At 68.0% G+C, this 19,844-nt stretch carries 25 protein-coding genes, 1 tRNA gene and 1 riboswitch; of the genes, 21 read left to right on the forward strand and 5 right to left on the reverse strand.

The window, feature by feature from the left end:
- Positions 1-12: 12 nt before the first annotated feature.
- From gatC to QF206_RS02095, 20 genes are all read left to right on the forward strand, one after another.
- Positions 13-327: an Asp-tRNA(Asn)/Glu-tRNA(Gln) amidotransferase subunit GatC gene (gatC, locus tag QF206_RS02000; RefSeq protein WP_281487523.1), complete on the forward strand. Its 315-nt coding sequence runs from the start codon at positions 13-15 to the stop codon at positions 325-327.
- Entirely contained in the window at positions 327-1,871 is a 1,545-nt protein-coding gene (gatA, locus tag QF206_RS02005; RefSeq protein ID WP_281487524.1) for an Asp-tRNA(Asn)/Glu-tRNA(Gln) amidotransferase subunit GatA, read from the forward strand. Before gatC ends, gatA begins: the two co-directional genes overlap by 1 nt.
- Entirely contained in the window at positions 1,871-3,370 is a 1,500-nt protein-coding gene (gene gatB / locus QF206_RS02010; protein WP_281487525.1) for an Asp-tRNA(Asn)/Glu-tRNA(Gln) amidotransferase subunit GatB, read from the forward strand. The genes gatA and gatB overlap by 1 nt, the downstream gene beginning before the upstream one ends.
- Positions 3,371-3,444: 74 nt before the next feature.
- Positions 3,445-3,618, forward strand: a complete 174-nt coding sequence (locus QF206_RS02015) for a hypothetical protein (RefSeq protein WP_281487526.1) — start codon at positions 3,445-3,447, stop codon at positions 3,616-3,618.
- Positions 3,619-3,647: 29 nt separating this feature from the next.
- Positions 3,648-4,679, forward strand: coding sequence for an LLM class flavin-dependent oxidoreductase (locus QF206_RS02020; protein ID WP_281487527.1), 1,032 nt, complete (start codon positions 3,648-3,650; stop codon positions 4,677-4,679).
- An 81-nt stretch (positions 4,680-4,760) separates the two neighbouring features.
- Entirely contained in the window at positions 4,761-5,084 is a 324-nt protein-coding gene (locus QF206_RS02025; RefSeq protein WP_281487528.1) for a hypothetical protein, read from the forward strand.
- Complete coding sequence (locus QF206_RS02030; RefSeq protein WP_281487529.1) at positions 5,081-5,488, forward strand: ankyrin repeat domain-containing protein; 408 nt, start codon at positions 5,081-5,083, stop codon at positions 5,486-5,488. Before QF206_RS02025 ends, QF206_RS02030 begins: the two co-directional genes overlap by 4 nt.
- A complete protein-coding gene (locus QF206_RS02035; RefSeq protein ID WP_281487530.1) occupies positions 5,485-7,059 on the forward strand; it encodes a DUF7059 domain-containing protein in 1,575 nt (524 codons plus the stop codon). Before QF206_RS02030 ends, QF206_RS02035 begins: the two co-directional genes overlap by 4 nt.
- Complete coding sequence (locus tag QF206_RS02040) at positions 7,056-7,430, forward strand: VOC family protein (protein ID WP_281487531.1); 375 nt, start codon at positions 7,056-7,058, stop codon at positions 7,428-7,430. The genes QF206_RS02035 and QF206_RS02040 overlap by 4 nt, the downstream gene beginning before the upstream one ends.
- Positions 7,431-7,515: 85 nt before the next feature.
- On the forward strand, positions 7,516-7,944 hold the full coding sequence (locus tag QF206_RS02045; protein ID WP_281487532.1) for a DUF3054 domain-containing protein: 429 nt from the start codon (positions 7,516-7,518) through the stop codon (positions 7,942-7,944).
- 164 nt (positions 7,945-8,108) lie between these two features.
- Positions 8,109-8,750, forward strand: coding sequence for a protein-L-isoaspartate(D-aspartate) O-methyltransferase (locus QF206_RS02050; protein WP_281487533.1), 642 nt, complete (start codon positions 8,109-8,111; stop codon positions 8,748-8,750).
- 43 nt (positions 8,751-8,793) lie between these two features.
- The gene (locus QF206_RS02055; protein WP_281487534.1) at positions 8,794-9,636 is read left to right on the forward strand and encodes a DUF3097 domain-containing protein; all 843 of its coding nucleotides are present in this window, start codon (positions 8,794-8,796) and stop codon (positions 9,634-9,636) included.
- Positions 9,637-9,695: 59 nt separating this feature from the next.
- Positions 9,696-10,754, forward strand: a complete 1,059-nt coding sequence (locus tag QF206_RS02060) for an FUSC family protein (RefSeq protein WP_281487535.1) — start codon at positions 9,696-9,698, stop codon at positions 10,752-10,754.
- A gap of 61 nt (positions 10,755-10,815) precedes the next feature.
- Positions 10,816-11,463: a spermidine/putrescine ABC transporter substrate-binding protein gene (locus QF206_RS02065; RefSeq protein WP_281487536.1), complete on the forward strand. Its 648-nt coding sequence runs from the start codon at positions 10,816-10,818 to the stop codon at positions 11,461-11,463.
- 238 nt (positions 11,464-11,701) lie between these two features.
- A complete protein-coding gene (locus tag QF206_RS02070; protein WP_281487537.1) occupies positions 11,702-12,379 on the forward strand; it encodes a M23 family metallopeptidase in 678 nt (225 codons plus the stop codon).
- A gap of 39 nt (positions 12,380-12,418) precedes the next feature.
- Entirely contained in the window at positions 12,419-13,561 is a 1,143-nt protein-coding gene (locus tag QF206_RS02075; protein WP_281487538.1) for a VIT1/CCC1 transporter family protein, read from the forward strand.
- 104 nt (positions 13,562-13,665) lie between these two features.
- A riboswitch (TPP riboswitch) is annotated at positions 13,666-13,776 on the forward strand.
- Positions 13,777-13,815: 39 nt separating this feature from the next.
- Positions 13,816-14,424: an ECF transporter S component gene (locus QF206_RS02080; protein WP_281487539.1), complete on the forward strand. Its 609-nt coding sequence runs from the start codon at positions 13,816-13,818 to the stop codon at positions 14,422-14,424.
- A 2-nt stretch (positions 14,425-14,426) separates the two neighbouring features.
- Complete coding sequence (locus QF206_RS02085) at positions 14,427-15,947, forward strand: ABC transporter ATP-binding protein (RefSeq protein WP_281487540.1); 1,521 nt, start codon at positions 14,427-14,429, stop codon at positions 15,945-15,947.
- Complete coding sequence (locus QF206_RS02090) at positions 15,944-16,750, forward strand: energy-coupling factor transporter transmembrane component T family protein (protein ID WP_281487541.1); 807 nt, start codon at positions 15,944-15,946, stop codon at positions 16,748-16,750. The genes QF206_RS02085 and QF206_RS02090 overlap by 4 nt, the downstream gene beginning before the upstream one ends.
- On the forward strand, positions 16,740-17,345 hold the full coding sequence (locus tag QF206_RS02095; RefSeq protein ID WP_281487542.1) for a nucleoside/nucleotide kinase family protein: 606 nt from the start codon (positions 16,740-16,742) through the stop codon (positions 17,343-17,345). The genes QF206_RS02090 and QF206_RS02095 overlap by 11 nt, the downstream gene beginning before the upstream one ends.
- Positions 17,346-17,415: 70 nt before the next feature.
- On the opposite strand, the gene QF206_RS02100 is transcribed toward QF206_RS02095, so the two are convergent.
- The 5 genes from QF206_RS02100 to orn all read right to left on the reverse strand — a co-directional run bounded on the left by QF206_RS02100 (position 17,416) and on the right by orn (position 19,467).
- A complete protein-coding gene (locus tag QF206_RS02100; RefSeq protein ID WP_281487543.1) occupies positions 17,416-17,769 on the reverse strand; it encodes a metallopeptidase family protein in 354 nt (117 codons plus the stop codon).
- Entirely contained in the window at positions 17,766-18,308 is a 543-nt protein-coding gene (locus QF206_RS02105; protein ID WP_281487544.1) for a DUF2017 family protein, read from the reverse strand. Before QF206_RS02105 ends, QF206_RS02100 begins: the two co-directional genes overlap by 4 nt.
- A complete protein-coding gene (gene clpS, locus QF206_RS02110) occupies positions 18,305-18,589 on the reverse strand; it encodes an ATP-dependent Clp protease adapter ClpS (RefSeq protein WP_281487545.1) in 285 nt (94 codons plus the stop codon). Before clpS ends, QF206_RS02105 begins: the two co-directional genes overlap by 4 nt.
- Positions 18,590-18,730: 141 nt before the next feature.
- Positions 18,731-18,806 (reverse strand) — tRNA-His (locus QF206_RS02115).
- A 40-nt stretch (positions 18,807-18,846) separates the two neighbouring features.
- Positions 18,847-19,467, reverse strand: coding sequence for an oligoribonuclease (gene orn / locus QF206_RS02120; RefSeq protein ID WP_281487546.1), 621 nt, complete (start codon positions 19,465-19,467; stop codon positions 18,847-18,849).
- 101 nt (positions 19,468-19,568) lie between these two features.
- Between orn and QF206_RS02125 the strand changes: the two genes are divergently transcribed.
- Positions 19,569-19,844, forward strand: coding sequence for an oligoribonuclease (locus tag QF206_RS02125; RefSeq protein WP_281487547.1), 276 nt, complete (start codon positions 19,569-19,571; stop codon positions 19,842-19,844).

A 19,844-nucleotide genomic window follows, 5' to 3' on the forward strand; every position in this document is an offset into this window, starting at 1 on the left:
CCTGGGAGCAGTATGTCTGAGAGCAGCACGGCTGACATCACAGCGGAGCAGGTCGCGCACCTGGCTCATCTGGCACGCATCGACTTGACTCCCGAGGAGTTGCAGCGCCTCACCGGTGAACTCGCTCAGATCGTGCACGCGGTCGAGAAGGTGACGGAGGTCGCCACGAGCGACATCCCAGCGACCAGCCATCCCGTCGCCCTCCATAACGTGTTCCGGCCGGATGTGGTCGGCGCCACGCTCAGTACGGAGGCCGCCCTCGCAGGCGCGCCAGAGCACGACGGGTCGAGGTTCAAGGTCTCGGCGATCCTGGGGGAGGAGCAGTGATGAACGAGCTCACGAGGATGCCCGCATCCGAACAGGCCCGGCTGCTCGCCGACCGCGAGGTCAGCGCCCGGGAGCTCACCGCTGCTCATCTCGACCGCATCGCCGCTGTCGACGAGCAGGTGCACGCGTTCCTCCACGTGAACGAGCGCGCACTGGAGGTCGCTGAGTCGATCGACGCGAGGCGCGCGGCGGGCGAGGCGGTTGGAGAACTGGCGGGCGTGCCGGTTGCGATCAAGGACGTGCTCTGCACCTCCGATATGCCGACCACGGCCGCGTCCCGCATCCTCGAGGGGTGGGTGCCGCCCTATGACGCCACGGTCGTCTCGCGTCTGCGCGAGGCCGGCCTTGTGCCGCTGGGCAAGACCAACATGGACGAGTTCGCCATGGGATCGTCGACCGAGCACTCGGCGTACGGGCCCACTCGCAACCCCTGGGACCTCGAGCGCATCCCCGGCGGCTCCGGCGGGGGATCGTCCGCCGCAGTCGCGGCTTTCGAGGCCGCGATCGCGCTCGGCTCAGACACCGGTGGAAGCATCCGGCAGCCGGCCGCTGTCACCGGCACCGTCGGCATGAAGCCCACCTACGGCGGTGTCTCACGATACGGTGCCATCGCGCTCGCCTCATCGCTCGACCAGGTGGGCCCGGTCTCGCGCACTGTGCTCGATTCGGCGATGTTGCACGACATCATCGGCGGACACGATCCGCGCGACAGCACCTCGCTCACCGACCAGTGGCCGAGCTTCACCGAGGCCGCCCGTGCGGGCGCACGCGCCGAGGCGTTCAAGGGCCTGCGCGTGGGCGTTGTGAAGCAGTTGTCGGGCGGCGAGGGATTCCAGGCGGGCGTCACCCAGCGATTCGAGGCGGCATTGACCGCGATGAGCGACGCCGGAGCCGAGATCGTCGAGGTCGACGCCCCGAACTTCGAGTACGCGATCGCGGCGTACTACCTGATCCTCCCGGCCGAGGCGTCGAGCAATCTGGCGAAGTTCGACTCGGTGCGGTTCGGCCTGCGCGTGACGCCTGAGGGCGGCGGCACCGTCGAGGACGTCATGTCAGCGACGCGCGCAGCCGGTTTCGGCGACGAGGTCAAGCGCCGGGTGATCCTCGGCACCTATGCGCTGAGCGCCGGCTACTACGACGCGTACTACGGCAGCGCGCAGAAGGTGCGCACCCTGATTCAGCGCGATTTCGACGCCGCATTCCGCCAAGCCGATGTGCTCGTGTCTCCGAGCGCGCCGACCACCGCCTTCAAGCTTGGCGAGCGCGTCGACGACCCGCTCGCGATGTACCTGAACGACCTCACCACCATCCCGGCGAACCTCGCCGGCGTCCCCGGCATCGCTCTGCCGATCGGGCTTGCTCCAGAGGACGGCCTTCCCGTCGGCATCCAGTTCATGGCCCCCCAGCGCGCCGACGCGCGCCTCTACGAGGTCGGTGCCGCGCTCGAGTCGCTGCTCGAGCAGGCGTGGGGTCACACGCTCATCAGCCAGGCGCCCGACCTGTCGCTCGGAGAGATGCTCGCTGCTACGGAGGGTGCCGTCTGATGGCCAAGACCGATCTGATGGACTTCGACAAGGCGCTGGAGCTCTTCGAACCGGTGCTCGGCTTCGAGGTGCACGTCGAACTCTCGACCAAGACCAAGATGTTCTCCGACGCGCCGAACATCTTCGGCGCCGAGCCGAACACCGCGATCACGCCGGTGTGCCTCGGACTGCCGGGCTCGTTGCCGGTGGTCAACGAGCAGGCGGTGCGCTACTCGATCTCGCTGGGGCTCGCGCTCGGCTGCGAGATCGCCGAGTCGAGCCGGTTCGCGAGGAAGAACTACTTCTACCCCGACCTCGCCAAGAACTACCAGATCAGCCAGTATGACGAGCCCATCGCGTTCGACGGCTCGATCGAGGTCGAGCTCGAAGACGGCACACTCGTGACCGTGCCGATCGAGCGGGCGCATATGGAAGAGGATGCGGGCAAGCTCACGCACGTCGGTGGCAGCACTGGCCGCATTCAAGGAGCCGAGTACTCGCTCGTCGACTACAACCGTGCCGGTGTGCCGCTGGTCGAGATCGTGACGCGGCCCATCTTCGGCGCGGAGCACCGGGCGCCGGAGCTCGCGAAGGCGTACGTCTCCACCATCCGCGACCTCGTGCGGGCCCTGGGCATCTCCGACGCTCGCATGGAGCGGGGGAATCTCCGCTGTGACGCCAATGTGTCGCTGCGGCCTCGGGGTCAGGAACGGCTCGGCATCCGGACTGAGACGAAGAACGTCAACTCGCTGCGCTCGGTCGAGCGCGCGGTGCGGTACGAGATCCAACGTCAGGCGGCGATCCTCGCCAAGGGCGGCACGATCGTGCAGGAGACCCGCCACTGGCATGAAGACACAGGAACCACCTCAGCGGGGCGCCCGAAGAGCGATGCCGACGACTACCGGTACTTCCCGGAGCCCGATCTGCTGCCGGTCGTGCCGTCGGCCGAACTGATCAAGGAACTGCGGGCCGCGCTGCCTGAACAGCCCGTCGCGATGCGCCGCCGGCTCAAGGCCGATTGGGGATTCAACGACCAGGAGTTCCGCGACATCGTCAACGCCGGACTGCTCACCGAGGTGCTCGAGACCACGCAGCAGGGCGCGGCCGCGTTCCAGGCGCGCAAGTGGTGGATGGGCGAGATCCTCCGTATCGCCAACGCGCGCGACGTCGAGCCTTCGTCGCTCGTCACACCGCACCAGGTTTCCGAGCTGATCGCACTGGTCGAGAGCGGCGACCTCACCGACCGCCTCGCACGCGAGGTGCTCGAGGGCGTCATCGCCGGCGAGGGCACGCCGGAAGAGATCGTTGAAGCACGTGGGCTCAAGGTCGTCTCCGACGACGGCGCATTGATCGCGGCCATCGACGAGGCGCTCGCCGCACAGCCCGATGTGCTCGACAAGATCCGCTCCGGCAAGGTGCAGGCCGCCGGTGCCGTCATCGGCGCCGTCATGAAGGCCATGCGCGGCCAAGCCGACGCAGCCAGGGTGCGCGAACTCGTGCTCGAGCGGGCAGGCGCCTGACGGTGCAAGGCGCCGCCGCGCAGCCATTCGCCAAGCACACCAGCGACTAAGCTCTCCATCAAAGAAGGGTCACAATGAACATCCTCATCGCCATCGTCTCGATCATCATCTTCATCGGCGGTCTGCTGCTGATGGGCTACGCCTTCGACACGCCCGGCCTCGAGCTGATCATGTTCCTCGGCGGCATCCTGGCCGTGACGTTCTCCGTGCTCATCCCGACGCAGCTGCTGAACCGACCCGAGCGCTAGACCCCGCAGACACCTCGCAGGGAGCAGGGATGCCGGAGCAGGTGGAGTTCGGACTCGATACGTTCGGCGACGTGACCCTCGGCCCGTCGGGCGCTCCGCTCTCGCATGCCCAAGTCATCCGCAACCTGATCGCCGAGGCCGAGCTGGCCGACGAGCTCGGCCTCGACTTCATCGGCGTGGGGGAGCACCACCGCGCCGACTTCGCGGTGTCGGCGCCCGAAGTGGTGCTCGCGGCGATCGCGGCCCGTACGTCACGCATCCGCCTCGGCTCAGCGGTCACGGTACTCAGCTCCGACGACCCGGTTCGGGTGTTCGAGCGCTTCTCCACCGTCGACGCGATCTCGAACGGAAGAGCCGAGGTCATGCTGGGCCGCGGGTCGTTCACTGAATCGTTTCCGCTCTTCGGCTTCGACCTGGCCGACTACGAGACCCTGTTCGAAGAACGACTGCAGCTCTTCGCCGAGCTGCTCAAGCAGCAGCCGGTCACCTGGAGCGGCACAACTCGTGCCCCCTTGCGCGAGCAATCCGTGTACCCGCCAGTCGAGCACGGCGCGCTCAAAGCGTGGGTGGCGGTGGGCGGCAGTCCGCAGTCGGTGGTGCGCGCAGCGCGCTACGGGCTTCCGATGATGCTCGCCATCATCGGCGGCGCGCCCGCGCGCTTCGCCCCGTTCGCGCAGCTCTACCTCGAAGCGCTCGAGCGCTTCGAGGTCGGGCCGCAGCCGCTCGGCGCTCACATCCCCGGCTACATCGCCGCCACTGATGAGCAAGCCCGCGACGAGTACTTCCCGCACTACGCGGCCATGGTCGAGCGCATCGGACGGGAACGCGGCTGGGGCAGGATGACCCGCGCGCACTTCGAGCAGGAGACACGCGACGGCGCGCTCTTCGTCGGTTCGCCTGAGACGGTCGCGGCGAAGATCGTCGACACGGTGCGGGCCCTCGGACTCGACCGCTTTGACCTCAAGTACAGCGCCGGCACCGTGCCGCATGAGCTCTCGATGAACTCGATCGCGCTCTACGCCCGCGAGGTGGTCCCCGCGGTGCGCGAAGCGCTCGCGTGAGCCCGTCAGGCACAGCTTCGTGCGCTGATTCTCGCCCGCCGGGGCGGTGACGCTGCGCGCTTCCGCCGGTAGGGTCGGAACATGACGAACCTCATCGAGAAGATCGCGCAGTCGGTGACCGATTCGGTCGGAGCCCGCGTCAACTACGGCGAGAAGCAGACGATCGGCGGGGCCGAAGTGGTGCCCGTGTCGCTCGTGTGGTTCGGGTTCGGCGGAGGCAGCGACGAGAGCGAGCAGGGCGGCGGCGGAGGCGGCGGTGCAAGTGTGCCGGTCGGCATGATCGTCGAGGGAGCGGGCGGACCGCGCTTCGAGCCCAACGTGGTCGCACTCGCGGCGGTCGCCGCACCGCTCGTCTGCGCCATCGGCATGGCGCTCGGCCGCATCATCCGCGCATTGAAGAAGTGAGCGATCAGCCTCAGCCTCATCAGTACAGCGAGCATGAGCTCGCTGTGATCGAGGGAGTGTTCGACCTCGCACGCGGCGGGAGAACATCCGAGCTGCTCGAGATGCTCGACTCGGGTTTCCCTCTCGACCTCGCGAACGCGCGCGGTGACACTCTGCTGATCGTCGCCGCGTACGCCGAACAGCCAGGCACGGTCGGCGCCTTGATCGAGCGCGGCGCGGCCATCGACGCGGAGAACGCCATGGGGCAGACGGCGCTCTCCTGCGCGGCGTTCCGAGGCAACGCTGAGATCGCGCAAACCCTGCTTGATGCCGGAGCCGACCCGGAAGCCGGGCATCAGCCCGCCCTGGCGATCGCACGCCAGTTCGGTCGAGCCGAGATCGAGACGCTGCTGCTCGAACGATGAGCGAGCCGCATCCACCGACCGCCGACGCGGCCTCGATCGCTCTGCTCGCCCGCGACCTCGAGGCGGCGACATTCTCGGTCGACGCACTCTCGGAGCTCTGGGGCCCGGCTGCTGACGGGGCGCTCTTTCGAGGTCACCGTGCGCCCGCGCTTCGCGCAATCGCCTCGAAGCCGCGTCCGCTCGCCACGCTCGCCACCGTGTTCGTGCTCGGTCTGCCGGTGCGAGAGACCGAATTGGCAGAAGCGCTGCCCGCACTGGGGGTTGGCGGCGCGATCACACTGGGGCTGGTGGCGCGAGCAGAATCCGGCTTCGTCACTCCAAGCGTCGACCTCCGCCCGTACTCCTTCGTCGACGAGCGCGGCTCCGGCGCATGGTGGATCGCATCCGACCTCGGCGAACTCGCCCGTGAGCACGAACTCGACGAGTCCCATGTGCTCGGTGTGGGCGGCGCCTCCACGACTCTCACCGGCTTGATGGTGCAGCGCCCCGTGGCATCAGCGCTCGACCTGGGCACCGGCTGCGGCATTCAGGCGATGCACCTCTCGCGGCATGCCGAGCACGTGGTCGCGACCGACATCTCGGCGCGGGCATTGGCCTTCGCGCGGTTCAACGCGATGCTCAACGGCATCCGATCGATCGAGTTCCGTCAGGGGAGCCTCTTCGAGCCCGTGGAAGGGGAGCGCTTCGAGCAGATCGTCTCGAACCCTCCCTTCGTGATCACACCGCGGCGGCAAGGGGTTCCAGAGTACGAGTACCGCGACGGCGGACTGGTCGGCGACGACATCGTGCGGCACATGCTCGTGCATGGGGCTGAGCATCTGGCCGACGGCGGCGTGGCCCAATTCCTCGGCAACTGGGAGTATCACGGGGGCGCTTCCGCGTTCGATCGAGTCGAGGAATGGGTCGCGAACGCTGCGATCGACCTTTGGGTCGTCGAGCGAGAAGCGCTCGACCCGGCCGAGTACGCCGAGACGTGGATCAGAGACGGCGGAACCCGGCCGGGCCCGGTGTTCGACGACCTCGAACGCCGGTGGTTGGAGGACTTCGAGCTGCGGGGGGTGTCGCAGGTCGGTCTTGGCTACATCACCATGCGCCGGCCCCGGCCCGCCCACTCGCAGGAGCCGCACCCGGGGCAGCGATTGCGCCGCTTCGAGCGGCTGCAACATCAGTTGGGCGAGACGGTGGGAGGGCTCGGAGCGCACCTTCTGCAGTCGCTGGTCGCGCACGACGCCCTCTCCCGGCTCGACGACGACAGCGTCGCCGCCCTGCAGTTGCGCGTGGCGGCGAGCGTCACGGAGGAACGTCACTACTGGCCGGGAGATGACGACCCCACCGCGATGCTGCTGCGGCAGGGCAGCGGATTCGGGCGAGCGATCCCGCTCGACACCGCGCTCGCCGCAACCATCGGCGCCTGTGATGGCAGCCTGAGCGTGGCCGCGATCTGCTCCGCGATCGGCCAGTTGCTCGACGTCAACTCTGACGCAGTGCTCGCCTCGGTGCTGCCGCGTCTGCGGGAAGCGATCTTCACAGGGTTCCTCGAACTTCCGGATGCCGCTACGGTGCACTCATGAACGAGCCAAGCGTGGGCAGACTGCAAGCCGTCGTCCTCGACTGCCCCGACCCGTCCGCGCTCGCGCAGTTCTACGCGGGCCTGCTCGCGCTCGCCGTCGACTCGACGGATGACGAGTGGGTGAGCATCACTGGAAACGGTGCTCGCCTCTCGTTCCAGCGTGTGGAGGGCTACCGGCCTCCGGAGTGGCCCGGGCAGGTCGTGCCCCAGCAATTGCACCTCGACATCGAAGTCGACGATATGCAGCGAGCGCACGACCGAGCGCTCGAGCTCGGTGCTCGGCAGGCCGACCCCTCTGTCGACCCGCTCAGCGCCGACTTCGTCGTGTACCTCGACCCAGCCGGTCATCCGTTCTGCCTGTTCCAGGAGTGAGCGGGGGAGGCGGCGCCGGCCGGCGGTCGGCGCCGCGCCGAGCCCATTTGGACTTTCAGCCCTGATCAGGCGTAAGGTCTTCGCCGTGTCAACCGTGCGGATCTGCGCGATCGCCCTGATCGTCGACGCGCTCCTGGTCACTTCCTTCGTTGCCATCGGTCGCCGGAGCCATGCCGAGACCGCGGATCTCGCGGGCTTCGCATCAGCGCTTTGGCCCTTCCTCGCAGCACTCCTGCTCGGGTGGGCACTGTCGCTCGCGTGGCGCCGTCCTTCCGGGGTCCTGTTGCCGGGACTGCTCATCTGGGGAGTGACCCTGGGCATCGGGATGGTCCTACGCAGTGTCGCAGGTCAGGGCGTGCAGCCGTCGTTCGTGCTCGTCGCGGGGCTAGTGCTCGCCGCGTTCCTGCTCGGCTGGCGGCTTATCGCTCTTGCCGTTGCAGCTCGCGGCCGACGCGCCGCAGACCGCCCCCGTCGTGGCGGCCGACGCATCGAGGCGCAGGTTCAGGCGCGCTGACCATTTGCACGAGCGCAACGCCGTTCGCCTTCCCTGCCGGCCGCAGCCGCGTTCGCTGCTGACCGCAGCCGCTGCCTGCTCGCCGCAACCGCCCTCTCTCCGTCAGCAATAGCGTCGCGGTCGAGCGCATGGCGGCCATTTGGCAGCCGCCGCAGACTGAAGCCATGGCCGAGTTCGAGCGCGAGCGTGCGCGAATGGTCGACGAGCAGCTCGCCGGGCGGGACATCGACGACCCGCGCGTGCTTGCGGCCATGCGATCCGTTCCGCGCCACCGTTTCGTGACGCCACGCCAAGCGGCCGCAGCCTATGAGGATCACCCGCTTCCGATCGGGAACGGCCAGACCATCTCGCAGCCCTACATCGTCGCGCTCATGTGCCAGGCGGCACGGGTGCGAGCAGGTGACCGTGTGCTCGAGATCGGCACAGGATCCGGCTATGCGGCCGCTGTTCTCGGCGAGCTCGCGGCCGAGGTGCACACCGTCGAGCGGCACAGTGAACTCGCTCGAGCTGCGACGCGAGCCCTTCAGCCGTGGCCCAATGTGCATGTGCACGAGGGCGACGGCACGCTCGGCCTTCCCGAGTGCGCGCCATTCGACGCTGTGCTCGTCACCGCTGCGGGACCCGATGTGCCGGAGCCGCTCGTCGAGCAACTCGGCGAGGGCGGTCGCCTGGTGATTCCCGTGGGCGAACCGCGCTTCGGGCAGCAATTGATCCGGCTCACCCTCCAGGGTGACGAGCTCTTGCGCGATCGGTTGATGCCGGTCGTGTTCGTGCCCCTGATCGGACGACACGGCACCGCGCCCTGAGCGACCCGGCCGACGGATGCCGGCTGGGAGGTACCCTCGATCGATGGACTTCGACCCATACGGAACCGATGTGCTGGCTGCAGCGCGCGCCCGACCGATCGCTCGTCCACCAGAGGTGGCGGCAGAGCAAGGCCTGGTCGTCGAAGACGCCGCGAGCGGCTTCTGCGGCGCGATCACACGCGTCGAAGGACGGCTCGTCGAGCTCGAGGACTACTTCGGTGCGGTACGCGCTTTTCCCCTCGATTCGAGCTTCCTCATCGATGGCCGTCCGGTCGCGCTCGTTCTCCCGACCGCCGCGCCGACCGCGCGGGCGCGCACCGCCTCCGGCTCCTTCGCGGTCGAGCAGACTCGCGCGCGGGTCGCCCGATCGAGCCGCATCCTCGTGGAGGGGCGTCACGACGCCGAGTTGGTCGAGAAGGTCTGGGGCGCGGACCTCCGCGTGGAGGGCGTCGTCGTCGAGTACCTCGAGGGCATCGACGACCTGCCGGATCTCATCGCTGAGCGCGACCCGTCACCTGCCAAGCGCCTCGGTGTGCTCGTCGATCATCTGGTCCCGGGGTCGAAGGAGCAGCGCATCGCGGATGCCGTCGCTGCGGGCCCGTTCGGCGATGCCGTGCTCGTGGTCGGGCACCCCTTCATCGACATCTGGCAGGCAGTGAAGCCCTCTCGCCTGGGTATCGAGGCCTGGCCCGTGATACCCCGCGGCACCGACTGGAAACGTGGGATCTGCCGTTCGCTCGGCTGGGCTGCCGACGACCAGGCCGACATCGCGCGGGCCTGGCAGACCATCCTCGGCCGAGTGCGAAGCTTCGCAGACCTCGAGCCCGCGCTGCTCGGCCGCGTGGAGCAGCTCATCGACTTCGTCACGGAGCCAGGCTCTGCATGAGCAGAGGCGTCTGCTGAGCGGTGCCCCGCAGGAGCGGACCAGTCGGTGAGCATGCAGTGATGGTGAGCAAGGGCTGGCGTCGTGGCTTCGATGAGCTCGGCCGGCGCGACTTCGCGGCTGCCGCGCGGGCGGCAGTGGCGCTGTGCGTCCCGCTCGTCGTCCTGACCGCTGTGGGTCGAACGGACCTCTCCGTCTACGCGGCCTTCGGTGCGTTCACGGCGCTGTACGGCAGGAACGAGCCCTATCGCGCTCGCCTCGTGACGCTGTCGGTTGCCGCGATCTCGCTGTGGGCGACGATCTGCGGCGGCATCGCACTGGCGGTCACCGACCCGCCGCAGTGGGTGGTCGGTCTGGCACTCGCGGTCACCGTGGTGTTCGGGATCGCGACCAGCGAGGTGATGAACTGGGTGCCGCGCGGATCGATCTTCTTCGTCTTCGCGCTCATGGTGATGGCGAACCAATCGCTCGAGGCAGCGAGAGCACCCGAAGCCGTCGCGGTTGCAGCGGCGACAGCCGGGTTCTCGATACTTCTCGGCATGAGCGGTTGGCTGCTTCGGCGTGTGCTGCCGCAGCACCAGGGCGAGCTGTTCCTTTGGCCGTTGCAGCGGCGCCCGGTGCGGGCGCTCTCGCCGGTGAGGACTCGCACCTACTGGTACCTCGCGGGCATCAATGTGATCGGGATAGTCGGGGCTTGGATCATCGCCCTGGCGTTCGGCGTCGGTCACCCATACTGGGCGTCGGTGGCTGTGGCCGCCGTGATGCCCACGCTCGCTGCGCTGACGGGCTATGCGCGCATGTGGCACCGCTTCGTTGGAACGGCGGCGGGCGTGGTGGTGGCGGCCGTGCTCTTCGTCTGGGGGCCGCCGATCTGGCTCATGGTCGCGATCCTCACGCTGTGCTCGTTCGGTGCAGAGATGTTCGTGGCGCGGCGCTATGACATCGCGCTGCTCTTCATCACTCCCTTGGCGCTCGGCACGGCGAACCTGGCTGAGCGTCGCGATTGGTATCCGCTCTTCGTCGACCGGTTCGTGGAGACGGGGCTCGGAGTAGCGCTTGCCTTCGTGATCGTCTTCGCTGCGCGACGCGTGGTGCTGCGCGAGGCGCCAAGCGCCGGCTGAGCACGGAAGTCGCGGGGCGGCGTCGCCCGGCATCCCGAGATGCTGGAGTAGCGTTGCGTACATGGGCCACTCGATCGAGACGCGCGTGCGCAACGCCGTCGAGGCGTGGCTCCGCTGGCTTCCGGGCTGGCAGCCGCCGACCCATCGATCCCGCGCGAGGGTGTGCCGACGTTGCTTCGGCTCGCCGCTCACTGAGGCTGCCGGATTCGGGCCCGACGTGCCGCATGCCGTGCAGCACGCGCTGATCATGCGGCTCAACGCGATCGTCGAGCACTCCGTCGACGCGTACACCGAACGCAACCTGCCGCTGCTCTGGCGCGAGCTTCGTGATGCCGAAGCACGAAAGCGCGCGCGGCCATATCGGCCCGCCGATGGCCTCGCTCCGGAGTATCAGGGTCTCGAGCTCGACCCCGAGCCCGAACCCGGTCAGCCGTTCCTCTTCACGCTCGCAGACCTCGCCGATGACGCGGCTGCCGAGCACCGACTGCCTGATCCAGCGCCGCTGAGCGATGAGGCGAAGACCTCGCTGCGATACGAGATGGCGCTCGCCGACGATGAGGCGACGCGAGTCGGGATGGATGTGTGCCTGGAGCTGATGACGTTCCGCCCCCGCATCCAGCAGGCGGTGCACGAGGTCGTGGAACCGCAGATCGAAGCGCTGCTGAGCGAACTGACTCGCTCGCTCGATGTGCCCGGCGGACTGCTGTAGCCGGCGCAAGCGACGCGCTCCGGCGTCCGATCAGCACTTTTCATTTATCACGTTCAGGTAACGCCAAGATAACAACCCGCACACTATTGCGGTAGCGATTTTCGCTGCAGGGCCGGCCCAGTCGTTTCCGACATGTTGCGCTGGCTCGCGTCGCCGTCCTGGGCGGCGCTTCCGCGCGATGACATGCGCCATTCAGTTCGTGCTCGGCTGCTCCGAGTGCCACGACCGGAGAAACGCTGTGCCCCTGTTCCCCCATGCCCCGAATGCCTTCGACCTCGTCAAGTCGCTGAGCGCCCGCAACTCGCAGACCCGACTCGCCGTGACCGCCGCCATGATGGTCGGCGCGTTCATGTTCAACAGCTCGTTGCCCGCGGAAGCGGCACCTGAGCAGGCGCCTGCGCAGCAGATCGAAACGGTCCAGGAGTTGGAGGTCGAAGCGGCCTCCGTTCCGGCGCCGACTCAGCGCGATGACTACGGTGTCACGAAGTTCGCTCTCGTCAAGTGGCCCGTGCCCGCCGGCAGCAAGATCAGCTCCGGCTTCGGCGGACGGTCGGCACCGTGCGCCGGCTGCTCCACGAACCATGACGGAGTCGACTTCACTCCAGGCGCCGGCACCCCCGTCGCAGCGCTGGCGGACGGCGTCGTGACCGAGGTGGGCAACCCCTCCGGCGGTCTGGGCGTGTACGCCATGATCGAGCACGTCATCGACGGTGCTCGCTACACCTCGGTGTACGGGCACATGCAGCTCGGGTCGCTGAGTGTCGCCGTGGGGCAGCAGGTGACCGCCGGACAGCAGCTCGGACGGGTGGGCAGCACCGGCCAGAGCACCGGGCCGCACCTGCACCTCGAGCTCTGGGACGCCGCTGACGGCCGCCTCGACCCGCTCACCTTCCTGCGCAGCAAGGTCAACGCCTGACCCGTGGCCTGACCGCATCCTCGCTGCGCATGCGCTTGGATGGATGCTGTGAGCCACAGCCCTGAATCGCGCCCGGGCGAGGACTCCACCCCCTCGCCCCATGTCGAGCAACCTCCGGCGACGCCAACCGCTGCCGAGATCCGCCGTTGGCGGCGATACCTCGCAGACGAACGCGCCGAGGGTGCGGTGTATCGCGACCTCGCCGAACGCCGGACAGGGGAGGAGCGCGAGATCCTGCTCGGGCTCGCAGCGGCGGAGCAGCGCCACGAGGCCCACTGGCTGAGCCTGCTCGGCGAGCACGCCGCTCCCGCACGAAAGGGCGCTCTGCGCACTCGGCTGCTCGGTTGGTTCGCGCGGCGCTTCGGCTCAGTGTTCGTGCTCGCACTCGCGCAACGCGCTGAATCGCGCTCGCCATACGCGACCGAGCATGCAGCGACCCCGGCGATGGCGGCTGACGAGCGCATCCATGAGGAAGTGGTCCGGGCGCTCGCGACCCAGGGGCGCACAAGGCTCGCCGGCAATTTCCGGGCTGCCGTGTTCGGCGCGAACGACGGCCTCGTCAGCAATCTCGCCCTCGTGCTGGGTATCGGTGCCACGGGTGTGTCGCCGCAGACGGTGCTCTTCACCGGCATCGCGGGTCTTCTCGCCGGCGCCCTGTCGATGGGTGCGGGGGAGTACGTCTCGGTCAGCTCTCAGCGAGAGCTTCTCCGCTCCAGCGAACCGCATGACGACGCTGAGGGCGTCGTGCCGAGGCTGGACGTCGATGCCAACGAACTCACCCTCGTGTACCGGGCACGCGGCATGACGCCCGAGGACGCCGAGCTGCGCGCGCGGCAGGTGATCGCGAGCCACACCACCGGTGCCACCGGACCGGTGCCGCTCGTCGTCGCCGGCCACGACGCGGTCGGATCCGGCATGGCGGCCGCCGTGTCGAGCTTCTTGTTCTTCGCCTCGGGGGCCATCATCCCGGTGCTGCCCTATCTGTTCGGCCTCTCCGGCTTCTCAGCGGTGATCATCGCAGCGGCCCTCGTCGGTGTCGCCTTGCTCATCACCGGGGCGATCGTCGGCGTGCTCTCCGGCGCTTCGCCGCTTGCGCGGGCGCTGCGTCAGCTCGCGATCGGATTCGGCGCTGCGGCCGTCACCTACGTGCTCGGGCTCGCCTTCGGTGCGGTCCTCGCTTGATCGTTCCGACGGGGTTCGCGGAACTCCGGTAGCCGTCGACGGCGGCGGAGCGGCCCTCAAGCAGCGGCTTGCATCAAAGAGCGCCGGCATTCAGTAGTAGAATCGCTGCTGAACACGGGAGTCCGGTGAGCCGGGCTGAGAGGAAGCTTCTCCAAGCTTCGACCGTCGAACCTGATCTGGGTAATGCCAGCGCAGGGAGTGACTTCTCAACCTTCCCGTGCCATTCCGAAACCTCTGAGGAAAGGGCACGAATCGTGACCACGCAATCCATCCGTCCTACCCGCTCGCTCCGCTGGCGGGTCGTCGACATCGTCGTGGCCAGCGTCATCGGCGTCGCCTGCGGCGTGCTGTTCGTCGTCTGGAACGTCGCGGACAACGTCATTGGCGATCCGCTCAAAGCGCTGCTGCCAGGACTGCAAGGCCTCTCGCATGGCATGTGGTTGATCGCCGGCGTGCTCACGGCGATCATCATCCGCAAGCCGGGCGCCGCTCTCTATGGCGAACTGCTCGCGGCGGTCGTCTCGGCGGTCGTCGGCAACCAGTGGGGCTGGCTGACGCTGGTCTCGGGGCTCACCCAGGGGCTCGGCGCCGAACTGGTCTTCGCGATCTTCGCCTACGCGAACTTCAGGCTGATCCCGGCACTGCTCGCCGGTGCCGCATCGGGTCTGACCATGGCCATCACCGACCTCGTGCTCTGGTACGCGGGAGCGGGCGCGACCTTCAGCACCGTGTACACCATCGCTTCCATCGTGGGTGGCGTGCTGCTGGCAGGACTGCTCGCCTGGCTGCTGGCGAAGGCGCTGGCACGCACAGGGGTGCTGGATCGGTTCGCCGCCGGCCGAGAGGTGAAGGCGGCGGTCTGATCATGACGGCCACCGTTCGGGGCGCGCGTGTCGTGCTGCGCGGTTTCGGCTGGCGGCACGCGACGCGCAGAGCCCCGGCACTGAGCTCGATCGACCTGGTCATCGAGCCGGGAGAGCGTGTTCTGCTGCTCGGCGCCTCGGGCTCTGGCAAGTCGACCCTCTTGCAGGCGCTCGCCGGGCTGCTCGGCGACGACGAAGGCGACGCCGGCGGCTCGCTCGAGGTCGAAGGCGGTACTCGCGGACTGGTGCTGCAGGACCCCGAGAGTCAGGTGATCCTCTCGCGAGTGGGCGACGATGTCGCCTTCGGCCTCGAGAACCTGGCGGTTCCACGGCAGGAGATCTGGCCGCGAGTGCGGGCGGCGCTCGACGAGGTGGGCCTCGACGTGCCGCTCGACCGCCCGACATCCGCGCTGTCCGGTGGGCAGCAGCAGCGCCTCGCGCTCGCTGGGGTGCTCGCGATGCGTCCCGCGCTGCTGCTGCTCGACGAACCGACCGCCAACCTCGACCCGGAGGGCGTGCAAGAGGTGCGACGGGCCGTTGGCGAGGTTGTGGCGCAGCACCCTGTCACGCTCGTGGTAGTCGAACACCGGGTGGAGCTCTGGCACGATCTGGTCGACCGTGTGATCGTGATCGCGGGCGGCGGCGTGGCGATCGACGCCCCCGCCGCCACAGTGTTCACCGATCACGCCGACCAGCTGTGTGAGCTCGGCATCTGGACGCCTGCTTCCAGTGGCCTGAACGGTTCACAGGGCGCCGCGCGACCGATGGGCCCGGGCAACGCGCCGCGCGCGCTTGGCGATCACCCACCACTGCTCGCGGCGGATGACCTGACGGTCTCGCGAACGCCTGGGGCAGCGGTTCGCGGCGGAATCCATGCCGAGGTGCGAGCAGGCCGGTGCCTCGCGATCACAGGGCCGAATGGCAGTGGCAAGTCGACGACCGGGTTGACCCTCGCCGGCCTGCTGCCACCCGAAGACGGCCTGGTGCAGGCGAGCGAAGGGCTGCGCCAGGGAGCGAGCGCGCAACCGCACCGTTGGCGCAGTCGAGAGCTCCTCACTCGGGTCGGTGTGGTCTTCCAAGACCCGGAGCACCAGTTCCTCTCGACGACCGTGCGCGCCGAGCTCGAGGTCGGTCTGAAGGCGTTGCGGATGCCGAAGTCAGAGGCCGATGCGAGGGTCACCGAACTCCTCAAGCGCCTTCGACTCGAGCACCTTGCCGAAGCGAACCCCTTCTCGCTCTCTGGCGGGGAGAAGCGCAGGCTGAGCGTCGCCACCATGCTGGCGACCCGACCACAGGTGCTGGTGCTCGACGAGCCGACGTTCGGGCAGGACGCCGCGACGTGGAGGGAACTCGTCAGTCTCTTGCGCGAACTCCTGGACGCCGGCACCGCGGTGGTCGCCATCACGCACGACGAGCGCTTCGTCGCGGCGCTCGCCGACGACGTGCTGCACCTCGACAGGAACGAGGGGTCCCTCGCGACAGCAGGTGCCGCGATCGACGACGGATCGCGAGCACGGCCATGACCGCCCCTCACGTGATCGCACGCCACGACGCCGAGTCGTCAGCGCAGAGCTCGTGGTGGACGAGTGTGAATCCCATTGCGCGCCTCGGGGCGGCGTTCGCCATCGCGCTGTGCCTCGTGCTCACGATCGACTGGGTGTCGGCCGCGACCGCGCTGGCGCTCGAACTGGCGCTGTTGCCCTTTCTCGGCATCCGACCCGCACAGTTCTGGCGCCGTACCTGGCCCGTATGGCTCGCTGCTCCGCTCACCGGGCTCACGATCGTGCTGTACGGCGAGACCTCTGGTCGTGTGTGGTTCGAGTTCTTGTTCGCGCGAGTGAGCGATGGATCGATCTCCCTCGGCGTTGCAACCATGCTGAGGGTGCTCGCGATCGCGCTGCCCTCCGTCGTGCTCTTCATCGGCGTCGACACCACACGGCTCGCTGACGGGCTGGCGCAGATCGTGCGCCTGCCGGCCAGATTCGTGCTCGGCGCGCTCGCGGGTCTGCGCCTCGTCGGTCTGCTCGTCGAGGACTGGCGCTCGCTCGAACTCGCTCGCCGCGCCCGCGGCGTGGGAGATACGGGACGCCTGAGACGGCTGGCCGGTCAGGCCTTCTCACTGCTCGTCATCGCGATCCGCCGGGGGAGTCGGCTGGCCACGGCGATGGAGGCGAGAGCGTTCGGAAGCTCCAAGGAGCGCTCCTGGGCGCGCCCCTCGACGCTCGGGTCACGCGACGTCACGGTCATGCTTCTCGGATTCTTGGTCGGTATCCTGAGCATTGCATCATCACTGCTCGCAGGGACATGGAATTTCATTGCTAGTTGAACCGGCCGAGGCCTCCGTCTATCAGCGCGAGATCGAGCAGCAGCTCGATCGTCTGCTGAGCATCCGCGAACCGTTGCGGATGCTCATCGATGGCCGCGCGGGCTCAGGCAAAACCGAGTTCGCACGCGCCCTCGTCGCGTCGCTCCCCGGCGCACAGCTCGTCTCCCTCGACTACGTCTACCCGGGTTGGGGCGGGCTTGATGAGGGGAGCGTGCAGGTTGCGGAAGAACTGCTCAGCTCCACCCCGCGCTGGCTGCCCTGGGACTGGGAGACGCTCGCGCTGGCGGACGAATGGCGCATGCTCGACCCTGACCTCCCGATCGTCATCGAGGGCGCAGGCGCCGTCTCGCGGCTGAGTCGTCCGAAGGCGCACTTCGCTGCGTGGGTGACCTACCCGGATGCTGGTCGCCACAAGCGCGCCATCGATCGCGACGGCGACTGGTTCGCACCTCACTGGGACATGTGGGCAGCGCAGGAAGAGCGGTTCATCGCGCGCGAGCAGCCGCACACGCTCGTCGACATCGTGATCCACGGCGAGAACTCGGCCGAAGTGGGCGCGCACATGGGCTCAACGCTCGCCGCGGCGCTCGCTTAGCGGCTCTCGTTCCTCAAGGGCTGAAAAGCACCCGCGTCCAGCCCACGGACGATCTGGTCCGGCTGGAGGTTCAAGCCCAGCCGAGCCGGTGCAGTTCCTCATCGTCGATGCCGTAGTAGTGCGCGATCTCGTGCACGAGCGTGACGTGGATCTCCTGCCGCAGCGTCTCGAGATCGTCGCAGAGCTCGAGCAGCGCCTCTCGGTAGAGCACGATGCGGTCAGGGAGCTCACCGAAGCCGTACTGCCCGCGTTCAGTGAGCGCGACCCCTTCATACACCGCGAGCAAGTCGAGCGATCCGTCCTCCGGGCGGTCCTCCACAACGAACACGACGTTCTCGAGGCCGTCGACCATGTCGTCGGGCAGTGCATCCAGCTCCTCGATGACGAGCCGTTCGAAGGACTCTTCGTCGAGCTCCAGGCTCATCCGCGACGATCCATGGCGGCGATCAGCGACTCCTGCACATAGGCCAGCCATTCGAATGCGTTGCGCAAGAACTGCCGCTCCTCATCGCCCTCCGCACCGGCGTCGTATTCTGCGGCATCCATGGTCGCCTCGACGGGTCTCGCCGGCGCCGATCCGTTCGATGTCGCCTGAGGGCCTCCGCCCTCATCGAGACCCAGCCGTGAAGCGAGCACGAGGCGCAGGTCGGTCAGTGCCCGCAGCCAGTTCCAGGCCTCGGTCTCGTCCAGCCGCACGCGTTCGTCCTGCATGCGGACCGCGAGCCCACGGGCAGCTGCGATCTTGTTCTCCGCGAGCTCGCCCTGCGTGAGTCGACGGAATTCGGATGCCGACCCCTCGTCGTCGCGATAGGCATCCGGCAGCAGCCGCGCCACCGCGGGATCACGGCGGTCGCGATCTTCGACGAGCCGGGCGAGCTGGCCGGCGAGCTCTGCCAGGATCGCTCGCTCGATATCACTGAACTCCGCCGCGAATGCGTGCCCGTCCCAATGCCAGAGCATCATTGCGGAACCTTCTCGACAGTCGCCCACAGTCCGTAGCCGTGCATCGCCTGCACGTGCACCTCCATGGCCTCGCGCGGACCTGTCGCGACGGTCGCCCGGCCCTCGTTATGCACCTGCAGCATGAGCTTCTCCGCCTCAGGGGCGTCGAAGCCGAAGTAACTGCGGAAGACGAATGCGACGTACGACATGAGGTTGACCGGGTCGTTCCAGACCACGGTCGACCACGGCTGGTCGAGCAGGAGCTGCTCGTCAAGCTGAGGATCGTCGAGGGTGTGGAGCATTGCTCCAGCCTTGCAGGTTCGGCCTTCGAACGCTAAGCGGATGCTGCTGCGCCCACGATCTCGGGAACACTCCCAGGCAGACAAGAACGAGGCTCGAGCCCCGGCCAAGGGTGGAGCCTTGGCCGGAGGTCGAGCCTCGTGTGGGGTGAGCGACGGGACTCGAACCCGCGACATCCGGCACCACAAGCCAGCGCTCTACCAACTGAGCTACGCCCACCATGGGGCCGATTCGAAGATCGGCACCGACGAAGAGTCTATTACATCCGCGCGGCCCACTTGTCCACGATGGCCGCCGACGTCTGCTGCAGTTCCTCGGAGGTGGGCCCGGGTTCAGCCACGAAGCCCGCACGACGGTAGTAGTCGAGTTCCCGGATGGATTCGAGGATGTCGGCGAGCGCACGATGTCCGCCGCTCTTGATGGGGGCGTTGAAGTAGATCCGCGGGAACCACCGCCGGCACAGCTCCTTGATCGACGAGACGTCGACGCTGCGGTAGTGCAGGTGCCCGTCGACCCGGGGCATGTACCGGGCGAGGAAGGTGCGGTCGGTGCCGATCGTGTTGCCGGCGAGCGGAGCGTGCTGCTCGTTCGGTACGTACTTGAGGATGTACTCGAGCACCTGGTATTCAGCCTCTGCAAGCGATACACCGCGGGGGAGCTCGTCGAGCAGACCGCTGGTGCGGTGCATATCGCGGACGAAGTCGCCCATCTGCTCGAGCGCGGACGGATCGGGTTTGATGACCACGGAGAATCCGGGGTGCAGGGGCTCGAGCTGCGAGTCGGTGACGACGACCGCGACCTCGAGCAACTCGTCGATCTCGACGTCGAGTCCCGTCATCTCGCAGTCGATCCAGACGAGCCGATCAGATCCGTTTGCCATCCGCTCAGTGTATCGACGGCCTCCGTCCTTGCCTGCGGGAGGGGCGGGAACACTGTGCCGCCGCCGGTGCCGCGAGCATCCTGGTCTGGTAAGAATGGGGCATGAGCGAGAACCTTCCCACCATCGCCCGCGGTGAAGAGTACGTCGTGTTCTACCGTGGCGGGGCGTACGACGGCCAGACCGATCGGCGGATCGCCACCGAGGACGGCTGGGATGACGAGATCAACGTCATGACGCTCGTGGATGGCACTGACACGATGCTCGCCTATCAATTCCAGTCCGCACGGCGGCTCGGCGATCAGCTTCAGGTGACCTATGTGTGGGACGCCGCCGACAGCGACGCCATCGAAGACCCCGACGAGCGCAACGAGCACTGA

This window comes from Ruicaihuangia caeni (assembly GCF_029952955.1).
Lineage (GTDB): Bacteria > Actinomycetota > Actinomycetes > Actinomycetales > Microbacteriaceae > Ruicaihuangia > Ruicaihuangia caeni.

What these genes read in the sequence shown, in the direction of transcription:
- QF206_RS02015 (WP_281487526.1), top strand. Translation starts at nt 3,445, where the DNA reads ATGAACATCCTCATCGCCATCGTCTCGATCATCATCTTCATCGGCGGT.
- QF206_RS02055 (WP_281487534.1), top strand. Translation starts at nt 8,794, where the DNA reads ATGGACTTCGACCCATACGGAACCGATGTGCTGGCTGCAGCGCGCGCC.
- QF206_RS02065 (WP_281487536.1), top strand. Translation starts at nt 10,816, where the DNA reads ATGGGCCACTCGATCGAGACGCGCGTGCGCAACGCCGTCGAGGCGTGG.
- QF206_RS02125 (WP_281487547.1), top strand. Translation starts at nt 19,569, where the DNA reads ATGAGCGAGAACCTTCCCACCATCGCCCGCGGTGAAGAGTACGTCGTG.
- QF206_RS02100 (WP_281487543.1), bottom strand. Translation starts at nt 17,769, where the DNA reads ATGAGCCTGGAGCTCGACGAAGAGTCCTTCGAACGGCTCGTCATCGAG.
- gatA (WP_281487524.1), top strand. Translation starts at nt 327, where the DNA reads ATGAACGAGCTCACGAGGATGCCCGCATCCGAACAGGCCCGGCTGCTC.
- QF206_RS02090 (WP_281487541.1), top strand. Translation starts at nt 15,944, where the DNA reads ATGACCGCCCCTCACGTGATCGCACGCCACGACGCCGAGTCGTCAGCG.
- QF206_RS02060 (WP_281487535.1), top strand. Translation starts at nt 9,696, where the DNA reads ATGGTGAGCAAGGGCTGGCGTCGTGGCTTCGATGAGCTCGGCCGGCGC.
- QF206_RS02020 (WP_281487527.1), top strand. Translation starts at nt 3,648, where the DNA reads ATGCCGGAGCAGGTGGAGTTCGGACTCGATACGTTCGGCGACGTGACC.
- QF206_RS02075 (WP_281487538.1), top strand. Translation starts at nt 12,419, where the DNA reads ATGGATGCTGTGAGCCACAGCCCTGAATCGCGCCCGGGCGAGGACTCC.
- gatC (WP_281487523.1), top strand. Translation starts at nt 13, where the DNA reads ATGTCTGAGAGCAGCACGGCTGACATCACAGCGGAGCAGGTCGCGCAC.
- orn (WP_281487546.1), bottom strand. Translation starts at nt 19,467, where the DNA reads ATGGCAAACGGATCTGATCGGCTCGTCTGGATCGACTGCGAGATGACG.
- clpS (WP_281487545.1), bottom strand. Translation starts at nt 18,589, where the DNA reads ATGCTCCACACCCTCGACGATCCTCAGCTTGACGAGCAGCTCCTGCTC.
- QF206_RS02025 (WP_281487528.1), top strand. Translation starts at nt 4,761, where the DNA reads ATGACGAACCTCATCGAGAAGATCGCGCAGTCGGTGACCGATTCGGTC.
- QF206_RS02105 (WP_281487544.1), bottom strand. Translation starts at nt 18,308, where the DNA reads ATGATGCTCTGGCATTGGGACGGGCACGCATTCGCGGCGGAGTTCAGT.
- QF206_RS02085 (WP_281487540.1), top strand. Translation starts at nt 14,427, where the DNA reads ATGACGGCCACCGTTCGGGGCGCGCGTGTCGTGCTGCGCGGTTTCGGC.
- QF206_RS02035 (WP_281487530.1), top strand. Translation starts at nt 5,485, where the DNA reads ATGAGCGAGCCGCATCCACCGACCGCCGACGCGGCCTCGATCGCTCTG.
- gatB (WP_281487525.1), top strand. Translation starts at nt 1,871, where the DNA reads ATGGCCAAGACCGATCTGATGGACTTCGACAAGGCGCTGGAGCTCTTC.
- QF206_RS02040 (WP_281487531.1), top strand. Translation starts at nt 7,056, where the DNA reads ATGAACGAGCCAAGCGTGGGCAGACTGCAAGCCGTCGTCCTCGACTGC.
- QF206_RS02050 (WP_281487533.1), top strand. Translation starts at nt 8,109, where the DNA reads ATGGCCGAGTTCGAGCGCGAGCGTGCGCGAATGGTCGACGAGCAGCTC.